Here is a 12,620-nt window from a genome sequence, read left to right as displayed (position 1 = left end):
GCCTACGCGGGGAAATCAGTCCACTGGACTGATTTCTGGTCCCGCTTCGATGCGTAGGATAATGCGTAAAAACAAATAGATAGAGCGGTTCCACGATTCCGTTTTAACAGGAACCGCTCGCGTCACGAATCCTTGAAACGCGCCTGAATGCTCTGTGACAGCAGTGCCACCGGGCGGGTCTGATCGCCGGGCGGGTTCCACAGCAGTTCCTCAATCTCGCTGGAAGCGACCGGCACCTGACCGTCCTTCAGCGTGAGATGGAAAAGCTCTGCTTCCACGGTGGCGTCCACCTCATTGGCGGCTGGGGCCGACATCTTCGCCGCATAGCGCAATTGGCTGGCGTCGATGCGAATGCCAAGTTCTTCCTCGATCTCGCGAATAAGCGCGATTTCCGGCTGTTCGTCCGCATCGATCTTGCCGCCGGGCTGGAAGAATATCGCGCTGCCGCGCTTGCGCACGAGCAGGAACCGGCCTGCCTCGTCGCGAATGATGGCTGCTGAAATGCGAATCGTTTTCATGATGCGGCAACTTCTTCCCGTGGGCGGATTCCGTCAAGGATGACGGCGCTGACAGCGGCTGCCGTTTCGTCGTAAAAGCCGGGCTTCTGGGTCCGGTCACCGAGAATGGCGGAAACCTGCACCGAGAAATCGGAATAATGCTGCGTCACCGCCCATATCGTGAAAATCAGATGATAAGGATCAACCGGCGCGATGCGCTTTTCGGCGATCCAGCGGTGGATGACCGCCGCCTTTTCATCGACAAGCTGCTTCAGATGCCCTTTCAGAAAATCGGAAATGGCGGGAGCACCGTGTAGAATTTCATTGGCGAACAGGCGCGAGGCTTCTGGCTTTTTGGCCGATATTTCCAGCTTCACCGCAATATAGCGGCGCAATTCATCCAACGGGTCGCCCTCCGGGTCGATATTCTCGAAAGGCTCCAGCCATGTGGCCAGCGTATCTTCCAGCACGGTGACATAGATGTTCTGCTTGCGCGGAAAATAATAGAGCAGGTTCGGCTTCGACATGCCCGCCTTCTCGGCGATCTGGTCGATGGTCGAGCCGCGAAATCCATAGTTTGAAAACACTTCCAGCGCCGCGTCGAGAATGAGCCGGCGATTGATGCCCTGAATACGCGTCGCACCTTCCGTCTTTTCGGGCGCGGTTGGGTCCGCAGATGGGGGTGCTGAAGGGGCTGTGGCCATTTGACACCTTTCGGCAGTGTAGAATTTTTCAAAAGCGCTTGACCGTCTTCGAACGCTCTTCTAGCCTGCATTTTGACCAACTAGTCAAGTTTTTGCAATTCAGGCAAGAATATTGTGGCCAAAGAGCCGGGTCGCGGGAACTTATAAGCGAGTGGATACGAGCCTTAGGCAGATTTGGCGCGGCGTCCAACGCATCCATACAATGAGGAGGTCGAGCGCATGGTGCTCACCAGCAATCTCAGAGTCAATGGCGACCGCCTGTGGGACAGCCTGATGGACATGGCCAGGATTGGCCCTGGTCTGCGCGGCGGCAATAACCGTCAGACGCTGACCGATGAAGACGGCGAAGGCCGCAAGCTTTTCCAGTCCTGGTGCGAAAAGGCCGGACTGTCGATGACCGTCGATACCATGGGCAACATGTTTTTCTTGCGCCCCGGCGAAGACGCCGATGCCGACCCCGTCTATATGGGCAGCCATCTCGACACGCAGCCGACCGGCGGCAAATATGACGGCGTTCTGGGCGTTCTGGGCGGGCTCGAAGTCATGCGCACGCTCAACGACATGAACATCCGCACCAAGCGCCCCATCGTGGTCACCAACTGGACTAATGAGGAAGGCACCCGCTTCGCGCCTGCCATGCTGGCTTCCGGCGTATTTGCAGGCGTGCTGGATCAGGACTGGGCCTATCAGCGCACTGACGCCAAGGGCAAAAAATTCGGCGATGAGTTGGAGCGCATCGGCTGGAAAGGCGACGAGCCGGTCGGCAAACGGAAAATTCACGCCATGTTCGAACTGCATATCGAACAGGGGCCGATCCTTGAGGCTGAAAACAAGGATATCGGCGTTGTCAGCCATGGTCAGGGCCTGTGGTGGCTGCAAGTGACGCTGACCGGCAAGGAAGCGCATACCGGCTCGACGCCGATGAAGATGCGCAAGAATGCCAGCCTCGGCCTTGGCAAGATGCTGCAACTCGTCAACGAAATCGCCATGGCGCATCAGCCGGATGCGGTTGGCGGCGTCGGCCATATCGATGTTTCGCCGAATTCGCGCAATGTCCTGCCGGGCACGGTCGTGTTCACGGTGGATTTCCGCTCGCCCAATCAGGATGTGCTGGACGGCATGAAGGCGCGTTTCGAAAAGGAAGCGCCGAAGATTGCCGAGGAACTGGGCATCGGCATCGAAATCGAAGTGGCTGGCCATTTTGATCCCGTCACCTTCGACAAGGGCTGTGTGGAAGCTATCCGCAATGCCGCCGAACGGCTTGGCTACAGCCATCGCGATCTTGTTTCCGGCGCTGGCCACGACGCCTGCTGGGTCAATCGCGTTGCACCGACGGCAATGGTCATGTGCCCCTGCGTCGACGGGTTGAGCCACAATGAGGATGAGGAAATTTCGAAGGAATGGGCGTCGGCGGGAACCGACGTGCTTCTGCATGCCGTATTGGAGACTGCTGAAATTGTAAGCTGATTTCACTGCCATCCAATACAGCACCTGTGTTCATACAAAACCAAAAAGGGGAACGAACAGTGGCTAAGACTGGAGCATCCAAGGTCATCAAAGGCGGCACCGTCATTACCGCCGACCGCACCTTTAAAGCCGACGTTCTCATCGAAGGCGAGAAGATTGCTGCCGTTGGCGACAATCTGACCGGCGATGAAATTATCGACGCGACCGGCTGTTATATCATGCCCGGCGGCATCGATCCGCATACCCATCTGCAAATGCCCTTCATGGGCACCTATTCGTCCGACGATTTCGACACCGGCACGGCGGCGGCCCTTGCGGGCGGCACGACCATGGTGGTCGATTTCGTGCTGCCGGATTCCGAAGGCAACCTCCTCGACGCGCTTCAGGAATGGTTCCAGAAGGCGGGCAAGGCGCGCACCGATTATTCGTTCCACATGGCGATTACCGGTTGGAACGAGCGCACCTTCAACGAGATGGCCGAAGTGGTGAAGCGCGGCATCAACACCTTCAAGCATTTCATGGCCTATAAGGGCGCGCTGATGGTGAATGACGACGAGATGTTCGCCTCGTTCCAGCGCTGCGCGGAATTGGGCGCCATGCCGCTCGTTCATGCCGAGAACGGCGATGTTGTCGCCCATTTGCAGGCCAAGCTGATGGCCGAAGGCAATAACGGGCCGGAAGCCCATGCCTATTCCCGCCCGCCGGAAGTGGAAGGCGAAGCCACCAACCGCGCCATCATGATCGCCGATCAGGCAGGCGTACCGCTTTATGTCGTGCATGTTTCCTGCGAGCAGAGCCACGAAGCAATCCGCCGCGCCCGACAGAAGGGTATGCGCGTGTTTGGCGAACCGCTGATCCAGCATCTGACGCTGGATGAAAGCGAATATCATAACAAGGACTGGGATTATGCGGCGCGCCGCGTGATGTCGCCGCCGTTCCGTGACAAGGTCAATCAGGATAGCCTGTGGGCGGGTCTTGCTGCGGGCAGCCTCCAATGCGTGGCGACCGACCATTGCGCCTTCACCACCGAGCAGAAGCGCTATGGCATCGGCAATTTCACCAAAATTCCGAACGGCACCGGCGGTCTGGAAGAGCGCCTTCCGGTTTTGTGGACGCGTGGTGTTCGCACCGGTCGTCTGACGCCGAACGAATTCGTGGCGGTGACTTCGACCAATATTGCGAAGATCCTCAACATCTACCCGCAAAAGGGTGCTGTCCTGCCGGGGGCCGATGCCGATCTGGTGATCTGGGACCCGGAAGCCACCAAAAAGGTTTCGGCCAGGACACAGCACTCCTCCATCGACTACAATGTGTTCGAAGGTTTTGAGCTGAAGGGCCTGCCGGTCGTGACGCTCTCTCGCGGTCGCGTTGCCTATAACAAGGGCAAGGTTACCGCCGAGCCGGGCGATGGTCGCTTCATCGAACGCGAGCCGAACGGCGCGGTGAACAAGGCGCTGTCGCAGTGGAAGGAAATCGTCGCTCCGCGTAAGGTGGAACGCAGCGCAGAACATATGCCGATAGGGGTCTGACACATGGCTCTAGCTCAGCTTCGGGAACCGCGCATGAATGTGAATGACAGCATGGCCCCGGAGAGGGGCTTGGAGAATGCGCAGACGGTAATCGACATCAAGGATCTGTCATTGGTTTTCGAGACCAATGACGGGCCGGTCCATGCGCTGTCCAATATCAACCTCGCGATCCAGCGCGGCGAGTTCGTTTCCTTTATCGGTCCTTCGGGTTGCGGCAAGACCACGCTGATGCGTGTGGTCGCCGATCTCGAACAGCCGACGTCCGGCTCGGTCACGGTCAACGGCATGACGCCCGAACAGGCACGGCTTGACCGCTCCTATGGCTATGTGTTTCAGGCAGCAGCCCTGTTTCCATGGCGCACGATCGAGGACAATATCAGCCTGCCGCTGGAAATCATGGGCTATTCCAGGGCGGAGCGTCAGGCGCGGATCGAGAAGAACCTCGCGCTCGTCAATCTGACCGGCTTTGGCAAGAAGTTTCCATGGCAGCTTTCCGGCGGCATGCAGCAGCGCGCTTCCATCGCGCGCGCCCTGTCGTTTGACCCCGACATGCTTTTGATGGACGAACCCTTTGGCGCGCTCGATGAAATCGTGCGCGACCACCTCAACGAACAGCTTCTGAAACTCTGGGCCGCGACGCGCAAAACCGTCATCTTCGTGACCCACTCGATCCCGGAAGCCGTGTTTCTTTCCACCAAGATCGTGGTGATGAGCCCGCGTCCGGGCCGCATTCATGAAATCATCGACTGCGACCTCGGACCGGATCGGACGCTGGATATTCGTGAATCGGAGGCTTTCCTGAAAATCGCCCATCGCGTGCGCGAAGGCCTGCGGCTGGGGCATATTCATGAGTAGAGCTTTCGGCCTATATGCAGGAGGCCGCAAATGAAAGCCTTCCTGCACGACAAATTCATTCCCGTGACGACGGTTCTCGCCGTGTTCGTCGCGCTCTGGTATGGGCTGGCCGTTTTTCTCAATGCGCCATTCGAGCGCGATCAGGCAGAGCGCGCCGGGACCGAGGTTTCGTTTTCCACGCTCGTCGCCAATACGATGAACCAGGAGCGCCCGGTTCTGCCAGCACCGCATCAGGTGGCGCAGGAAATCTGGAAGACCGTTTTCGACGTCAAGCCCACATCCAAGCGCAGCCTCGTCTATCATGGATGGGTCACGCTGTCCTCTACGCTGCTGGGCTTCGCGCTGGGTTCGCTTCTTGGCATCGCGCTTGCGGTCGGCATCGTCCATTCGCGCACGCTCGACAAGAGCCTGATGCCGTGGATCATCACCTCGCAGACGATCCCGATCCTCGCCATTGCGCCAATGATTATCGTTGTTCTGAATGCCATCGGCATATCGGGCCTGCTGCCGAAAGCCTTCATTTCGACCTATCTTTCCTTCTTCCCCGTTGCCGTTGGTATGGTGAAGGGGCTGCGGTCGCCGGATGTCATGCATCTCGACCTCATGCGAACCTATAATGCGTCCCGCGCACAGGTGTTCTGGAAGCTGCGATGGCCTGCGGCCATGCCGTTCCTGTTCACATCGATGCAAATTGCCGTTGCCATCAGTCTCGTTGGCGCAATCGTCGGCGAATTGCCGACCGGCGCCGTGGCCGGACTTGGCGCGCGTTTGCTCGCTGGCTCTTATTACGGGCAGACGGTGCAGATCTGGGCGGCGCTCATCGCCGCCGCATTGATGGCGGGTGTGCTGGTCGCACTGGTCGGGCTGGTAGCGCGCATCGTCAACAGCCGCATGGGTGCGAAACCGGAAAGGGCTGCTGCATGATGACCGGCATTCTCTCCGTTATCACCATCATTGTGGTATCGTGGGTGATTGTGGGCTGGGTTTCCAGCCTCAAGGCCCGCACCCCGCAGGGCCAGAAACTTCTCAACATCGCGGTCCCTGCCCTGTTCGGCATCGCCATGCTGGTGCTGTGGGAAGCAGCCGTCCGGCTGTTCGCCATACCGCAAGTGCTGCTACCTGCACCTTCCGCCATCTGGGCGCGGATTGTCGATTCCGTGCCGATCCTCTGGGCGGATTTCCGCCAGACCTTCATGAAGGCGGTCATCATCGGTTATGTCGCCGGTTGCGGGCTTGGCTTCATCACGGCCATCATCGCAGATCGCATCCCTTTCCTGCGCAAGGGCCTGTTGCCGCTCGGCAATCTGGCGGCGGCGCTGCCCATCGTCGGCGTCGCGCCGATCATGGTGATGTGGTTCGGTTTCGACTGGGAGTCGAAGGCTGCCGTCGTCATCATCATGACCTTCTTCCCCATGCTGGTGAATACGGTTGCAGGCCTTGCCAGCACCGGATCGATGGAGCGCGACCTGATGGAGACCTATGGCTCCAATTACTGGCAGACGCTGGTGAAGCTGCGCCTGCCCGCCGCCATGCCGTTCATCTTCAACGCGCTGAAGATCAACTCAACGCTTGCGCTGATTGGCGCTATCGTGGCCGAATTCTTCGGTACGCCGATTGTCGGCATGGGCTTCCGCATTTCGGCTGAGATCGGCCGCATGAATGTGGACATGGTCTGGGCCGAAATTTTCGTGGCCGCCCTGGCGGGATCGCTCTCTTACGGGCTGATCGCGCTGATCGAGCGCAAAGTGACATTCTGGCACCCTTCTTACAGGCGGGGGTGAAGCCTTTCCGGCGAAAGCGCGAAGTGCTTTTGCAGGAAAGACGCAGATGTAAGCAGATCCGGTATCCGCCACCATAAGGCGGGACCGTTAACCAGAGGAGAACCAAGCATGAAGAAGGCACTATCCATAGGCCTTGCAACAGCCGGACTTGCATTGGCACTCATGAGCACGACCGCCATGGCCGCCGACAAGCTGACCTTGCAGCTCAAATGGGTTACGCAGGGCCAGTTCGCAGGCTATTACGTGGCCAAGGACAAGGGTTTCTACGAAGAAGAAAAGCTCGACGTCGAGATCAAGCCGGGCGGTCCGGACGTGGCCCCGCCACAGGTGATCGCCGGTGGCGGTGCGGATGTGGTGGTGGACTGGATGCCGTCGGCGCTCGCCACCCGCGAAAAGGGCGTGCCGCTGGTCAACATCGCGCAGCCTTTCAAGAAGTCGGGCATGATGCTGACCTGCCGCAAGGAAACGGGCATCACCAAGCCGGAAGATTTCAAGGGCCGCACGTTGGGCGTCTGGTTCGGCGGCAATGAATATCCGTTCCTGTCCTGGATGAACCATCTGAAAATCCCGACCACGGGCGGCAAGGATGGGGTCACTGTTCTCAAGCAGGGCTTCAATGTCGATCCGCTGATCCAGAAGCAGGCCGACTGCATTTCCACTATGACCTATAATGAATATTGGCAGGTTATTGATGCCGGTATTCCTGCCGACCAGCTCGTCGTCTTCCCCTATGAAGAACAGGGCGTCGCGACGCTGGAAGACGGGCTTTATGTGCTCGAAAAGAGCCTCGATGACCCAGCCATGGTCGACAAGCTGGCACGCTTTGTCCGCGCTTCGATGAAGGGCTGGCAATATGCGTCCGAACACCCGGATGAAGCCGCCGAAATCATTCTCGACAATGATTCTTCCGGTGCGCAGAAGCAGGAAGTTCAGGAACGCATGGTCAAGGAAATCGGCAAGCTGATCGACGGCTCGGACGGCACGCTCGATGTTGCCGCTGCCGACCGCACGGTCGAAACGCTGCTTGGTGGCGGCTCCGATCCGGTCATCACCAAGAAGCCGGAAGGCGCCTGGACCACAAAGGTCACTGATGCGATGAAGAAATAATCATTGCCATCTCAAAAAGAAAAAACCCGGAAGCGTGCTTCCGGGTTTTTGTTTGCATAGCCAGTATTTTTACTTCAGCTTCTCTTCCAGAGCCACGGCCCGAACAAGCTCGCGTTGCAGACGCGCTTCTTCCTCGACCTTCGGCTTGGTGAAGCGTCCGAGCAGCAGATAGGCCACCGGCGTCACATAAAGCGTCGCAATGGTTGCAAGGCCAAGACCGCCGACGATCACCCAGCCGAGCGCCACGCGGGCTTCCGCGCCCGCTCCGCTTGCTAGCACCAGCGGCACGCCACCCAACACGGCGCAAATCATGGTCATGCAGACCGGACGCAGGCGGATATTGGATGCTTCCTCGACCGCCTCGCGTACGCTCAGCCCCTTGTCGCGCAGCTGATCGGCGAATTCGACGATCAGAATGCCGTTCTTGGCCATGATGCCGACCAGCAGCACAAGGCCGATCTGGCTATAGACATTGAGGCTGGTGCCGGTCAGCATCATCGCGACAACCGCACAGCCCAGACCGAGCGGCACCGTCGCCATGACGATCAGCGCGCTGACAAAGCTTTCGAACTGCGCGGCCAGCACCAGCAGAATGATGATGATGGCAAAGCCGAATACCATGGCAAGGCCGGTGGAGGTTTCGCTGAGCGTCGAGGCTTCGGCCAGCGGAATGATATGGCTGCCCGGCGGCAATAGCGGCGCGGCGATTTCCTGTGCTGCCGTGAAGGCATTGCCGAGCGCGAAATCGGCGCGCAGGCCAGTGGTGATGGCCACCGAACGCTGGCGCGTTTCTCGGTCGAGCTGCGGCGGCACCGCCTTTTCAACAACGGTTGCAATGGACGACATCGGCACATAGCGACCGTCCGCCGCTTTCATGAAGATGTTTTCCAAATCCGTCGGATCGTTGATCGGATTGGTTGTCGCGACAAACTTCACGTCGAAGCTGCGGTCGCCGACATAGACAGAGCCGATCTTGCGCCCGTCCAGTACCGACTGCACGGCATTGGCAAGGCCGGTAATGTCGATGCCAAGATCGGAGGCGCGCTCACGGTTGATCTCGACGGAAAGCTGCGGCTGCGTCGGCTCCACCGACAGGCGCGGCTGCACAAAGCGCGGATCTTTTTCCAGCGCCGCAACCACGGCCTGCGCGGCAGGCTGAAGCTTGGCGTAGTCGCTGCCGACAATGGCGAATTGCAGTCCGTTACCCGCGCCGCGAATGCCAAGACTGTTCGGCTGCGTCGAGAAAATACGCACGGCGGTGATGTTCTGCACCCGCTTCGTGATATCCGCCATGATCTCCTGCTGGCTGCGGTGACGCTCCTTCCATGGCGCGAGCGTCAGCACCATGAAACCATTGTTGGAGGAGCCACCGGAACCCGCAATGGCATAGGTGGTGACAATCTCGCCATCGTCGCGCAAGGGTTGGATGGCTTCCTCGATCTTGTTGAGCTGCGATTGCAGGAAATCAACACTGATGCCTTGCGGGCCATTGATGCGCAGCAGCGCCACCGCGCGGTCTTCCGACGGCGTCAGTTCCTGACGGATCGTGCCAAAGACCACGACCGACGCGCCACCGAAAAGCAGCGCCACCAGCACGACCACCCATGGCGCGGCCAGACAGGCATGGAGCGTCTTGCGATAGAAACCGGCGAGCGCGCCGCCAATCCGGCGCAGGAACAGCGGTCCATGCGCACCTTCCGTCTCGCCGCTTCCCTCTTTCAGAAAGCGCGAGGCCAGCATCGGACACAGCGTCAGCGCGACGACCGACGACAGCAGAACCGCAATGGCCAGCACGAAGCCGAACTCACGAAACAGGCCGCCCGCCTGCCCCGGCAAAAACGAAATCGGCACAAACACGGCGGCAAGTGTCAGGGTGGTCGCGATGACGGCAAAGAACACTTCCTGCGTGCCCAACACGGCAGCAGCACGCGGCCCCATGCCCTGATTGCGTCGACGCACGACATTTTCCAGCACCACGATGGCGTCATCGACCACAAGGCCGGTGGCAAGCACCAGCGCCAGCAATGTCAGGATGTTGATGGAAAAGCCCGCAAGATAAATCGCTGCGACGGTGCCGATCAGCGCCACCGGCATGGAGAGCGCCGGAATGAGCGTGGCGCGAATATCCCACAAAAACATGAAGATGATCGCTACCACGATGATCACCGAAGCGATCAGCGCAATCTCGACTTCGTGGATGGCGCCATTGATGAAGCTTGCATCATCGCTGGTGACGGCGATGTTCACGCCCGGCGGCAATGTCGTTTGAAGATTGGCAACGGCGGCGCGCACGCCTTGCGAAATATCGAGCGTGTTGGACTGCGCCTGACGCACGATGCCAAGGCCGATTGCCATTTTGCCGTTGGAACGCACGGCAGAACTTTCCACATCGGGGCCGAGCGTGACAGTGGCGATATCTCGGACCTGTGTACGGCCCTTGATATAGACATTCTCGAAATCTTCGGGCTTTTCCAGATTGGCCGTCGCGCGCACCACGATGGCCTGATCGGAGCTGCGCAGCGATCCGGCTGGCGCATCCAGCCCCATGGAATTGAGCGCGGTCGCGACATCGGCCAGCGTCAGCCCGTAGCTTGCAAGGCGCGCCTGATTGATATCGATGCGAAAAATCTTGGCGCGGTCGCCATTGATCTGCACATCGGCCACGCCCGGCACTGCCGACAGCACATCCTGAATCTGATCTTCGATCAGCACGGTCATGTCGTCGACCGACATGGAGTCCGACGTCACGGCCAGTCGCATCACGGGATCGGCGTTCGAATCCGCCTTGATGATGCGGGATGGATCGGCCTCTTCCGGCACCGTGTTGGCGACGCGTGAAATCGCATCGCGCATATCGGCAGCGGCAACGTTGAGATCGACACCGTCATTGAACTCAACCGTCACGCGGCTGCGCTCGAAGGACGAGGTGGAGGAAATCGACTTGACGCCGGAAACACGCGCAACGGCGTTTTCCAGAACCTGCGTCAGCTGGCGGTCGATGGTTTCGGCGGACGCGCCGCTGAAATCCGTGCTGATCGTAACCACCGGACGATCCACATCGGGCAATTCACGAATATCGACGCCGGTAAAAGCGGCAAGGCCCGCAACGACGATCAGAACATTGACGACAAAGGCGAAGACCGGACGACGAATGAAAAGCGCCGTCGAACCGCCCCGCTCGGCGGATGGTGATTTATGGTTGCTCACCGGCGCGCCCTCAACCGGCAACGCGCTTGGTAGGCGCAGGCTCGGCGCGGGCGGTGCCCTGCTCCTCCATCACGCGCACGGGCGCTTCATCGCGCACGGTCTGCACCCCTTGCGTGACGATCATGTCGCCCTGCTTGACCGGACCGTCCAGAAGAATGCTCGTCGCATTGCGCTGCACGACACGCACGGCGACCTTTTTTGCCAAACCCTGCTCGATGCGCCAGATATAAGAGCCGTCCGCGCCCCACTGGATCGCCAGCGGATCGACAGACGGAAACCGGCTGCCGGGGAAAAGCACGGTGACGTAGAACGACATGCCGGCGCGCAGGCGATCTTCGGAATTATCGACCTCGGCCCGCACATGCATCGTGCGGCTCGCCTCATCGATCATATTGTCCACGGCGTTGATTTCGCCCTTGTGGGTTTCCCCCGGAAAGGCCGTCGTTTCCGCCGTCAGCGGCTGGCCAACCTTGATCTGCGGCGCAAAACGCTCAGGCACCCAGATATCGACCAGCATCTTCGAGCGGTCGTCAATGCGCGCAATGGAGGTCTGCGCGGTGACATAGTTGCCAGCATTGACGGGCAGAATGCCCACCACACCCGAAATCGGCGAGCGCACCGTGCGGCGGTTCAAGGCAAGTTGCGCGTCCTTCAGTGCAAGTTGCGCATTGGCGACGGCCAGTTCGGCTTCGACCGCCTGAACACCGGTTGCGGTGTTGGTGGCGCGCAGCCGCTCAATACGCTGCCGGGTCGTCTCAGCATCTTTCAGGGCCGTTTCAGCCTTGGCGACGGCAATTGTCTCGGTATCCGAATCGAGTTCTGCAATCGGGTCGCCAACCTTGACGCGGTCGCCCGCCTTGACGAAAAGTTTGTTCATATAACCGCTGGAATAAGGCGTGATCGAAACAGTGCTAAGCGCACGTGCAGAACCAATGACGGTCAGGCGATTGTTGATCGTTTCCTCGCTGGCCGGTTCGACGACGACCAGCGGCGCCCTCGCGCCGGATCGGGCAGCGGATTGCTGAGTGCGGGGCGTGTCAGCGCCTGCGGCGGCGTTTTCCGGCGCAGCGTTCTTCTGTTTATAGGCGTACCAGCCGCCCGCAGCGGCCAGAACAATAAGCAGGCAGAGTGCAATCTGCTTCCACGATTTCATTCAGCTCTCCGGCAGGCCCCGTCCCGTCGCTGCCCGACGGGCCTGTCTTTTCAAAAATATACTTTTTTGCACGACACGTCGAATGCCCGACCATTCGCGACAACCTATCGGCAAGATGGTTACCGCCTGCCCATGACAGGGATTCGATGGAGAAATAGCTAACACATCCCCATATTGCTTTTTTGCATCGCCTCCCAAGAAGGTCGAATTAAATTTCGGTAATCCTTGCACCCAACAAGTGACGACCACATTTAAATCGATACAATAAAGCCTGTTGGAAATCTCCCCCGCCACCATATATAGGAAGCTATATTTATTGC

General features: G+C 59.3%; 10 protein-coding genes. 6 read left to right on the top strand and 4 right to left on the bottom strand.

The features are described 5' to 3' along the window. Positions 1–122 precede the first annotated feature (122 nt). On the bottom strand, positions 123–518 hold the full coding sequence (locus D8666_RS08385; protein WP_121537226.1) for an NUDIX hydrolase: 396 nt from the start codon (positions 516–518) through the stop codon (positions 123–125). Beyond that, positions 515–1,201 carry a TetR family transcriptional regulator C-terminal domain-containing protein gene (locus D8666_RS08380; protein WP_121537224.1) on the bottom strand — a complete coding sequence of 229 codons (687 nt, stop codon included), beginning with the start codon at positions 1,199–1,201 and terminating at the stop codon, positions 515–517. The genes D8666_RS08385 and D8666_RS08380 overlap by 4 nt, the downstream gene beginning before the upstream one ends. 219 nt (positions 1,202–1,420) lie before the next feature. On the opposite strand from D8666_RS08380, the gene D8666_RS08375 reads away from it, so the two are divergent. The 6 genes from D8666_RS08375 to D8666_RS08350 all read left to right on the top strand — a co-directional run bounded on the left by D8666_RS08375 (position 1,421) and on the right by D8666_RS08350 (position 7,940). Next, positions 1,421–2,668, top strand: a complete 1,248-nt coding sequence (locus D8666_RS08375) for a Zn-dependent hydrolase (protein WP_121537222.1) — start codon at positions 1,421–1,423, stop codon at positions 2,666–2,668. Positions 2,669–2,727: 59 nt separating this feature from the next. Then, complete coding sequence (gene hydA / locus D8666_RS08370; RefSeq protein WP_121537220.1) at positions 2,728–4,197, top strand: dihydropyrimidinase; 1,470 nt, start codon at positions 2,728–2,730, stop codon at positions 4,195–4,197. Between the two features lie 3 nt (positions 4,198–4,200). Beyond that, positions 4,201–5,052: an ABC transporter ATP-binding protein gene (locus D8666_RS08365; protein WP_371830796.1), complete on the top strand. Its 852-nt coding sequence runs from the start codon at positions 4,201–4,203 to the stop codon at positions 5,050–5,052. A 30-nt stretch (positions 5,053–5,082) separates the two neighbouring features. Further along, positions 5,083–5,976: an ABC transporter permease gene (locus D8666_RS08360; protein WP_121537216.1), complete on the top strand. Its 894-nt coding sequence runs from the start codon at positions 5,083–5,085 to the stop codon at positions 5,974–5,976. Beyond that, positions 5,973–6,833 carry an ABC transporter permease gene (locus tag D8666_RS08355; protein ID WP_121537214.1) on the top strand — a complete coding sequence of 287 codons (861 nt, stop codon included), beginning with the start codon at positions 5,973–5,975 and terminating at the stop codon, positions 6,831–6,833. The genes D8666_RS08360 and D8666_RS08355 overlap by 4 nt, the downstream gene beginning before the upstream one ends. A gap of 108 nt (positions 6,834–6,941) precedes the next feature. Continuing rightward, a complete protein-coding gene (locus tag D8666_RS08350) occupies positions 6,942–7,940 on the top strand; it encodes an ABC transporter substrate-binding protein (RefSeq protein ID WP_109368314.1) in 999 nt (332 codons plus the stop codon). Between the two features lie 69 nt (positions 7,941–8,009). Here the strand turns inward: D8666_RS08350 and D8666_RS08345 are convergent, their stop codons facing one another. Further along, a complete protein-coding gene (locus D8666_RS08345; RefSeq protein WP_109370160.1) occupies positions 8,010–11,147 on the bottom strand; it encodes an efflux RND transporter permease subunit in 3,138 nt (1,045 codons plus the stop codon). Positions 11,148–11,157: 10 nt separating this feature from the next. Beyond that, complete coding sequence (locus D8666_RS08340) at positions 11,158–12,300, bottom strand: efflux RND transporter periplasmic adaptor subunit (protein ID WP_121537212.1); 1,143 nt, start codon at positions 12,298–12,300, stop codon at positions 11,158–11,160. Positions 12,301–12,620 lie beyond the last annotated feature (320 nt).

The sequence above is a fragment of the Ochrobactrum soli genome, assembly GCF_003664555.1.
In the GTDB taxonomy this organism is placed as follows: Bacteria; Pseudomonadota; Alphaproteobacteria; order Rhizobiales; family Rhizobiaceae; genus Brucella; species Brucella teleogrylli.
Note: the sequence above shows the minus strand (reverse complement) of the source record. Positions and strands in the feature narration are given on the sequence as shown.

Excerpts from the sequence above, each read along its gene's own strand:
- D8666_RS08340 (WP_121537212.1), bottom strand. The coding sequence starts at position 12,300 with ATGAAATCGTGGAAGCAGATTGCACTCTGCCTGCTTATTGTTCTGGCC.
- D8666_RS08365 (WP_371830796.1), top strand. The coding sequence starts at position 4,201 with ATGGCTCTAGCTCAGCTTCGGGAACCGCGCATGAATGTGAATGACAGC.
- D8666_RS08375 (WP_121537222.1), top strand. The coding sequence starts at position 1,421 with ATGGTGCTCACCAGCAATCTCAGAGTCAATGGCGACCGCCTGTGGGAC.
- D8666_RS08385 (WP_121537226.1), bottom strand. The coding sequence starts at position 518 with ATGAAAACGATTCGCATTTCAGCAGCCATCATTCGCGACGAGGCAGGC.
- D8666_RS08380 (WP_121537224.1), bottom strand. The coding sequence starts at position 1,201 with ATGGCCACAGCCCCTTCAGCACCCCCATCTGCGGACCCAACCGCGCCC.
- D8666_RS08350 (WP_109368314.1), top strand. The coding sequence starts at position 6,942 with ATGAAGAAGGCACTATCCATAGGCCTTGCAACAGCCGGACTTGCATTG.
- D8666_RS08355 (WP_121537214.1), top strand. The coding sequence starts at position 5,973 with ATGATGACCGGCATTCTCTCCGTTATCACCATCATTGTGGTATCGTGG.
- D8666_RS08360 (WP_121537216.1), top strand. The coding sequence starts at position 5,083 with ATGAAAGCCTTCCTGCACGACAAATTCATTCCCGTGACGACGGTTCTC.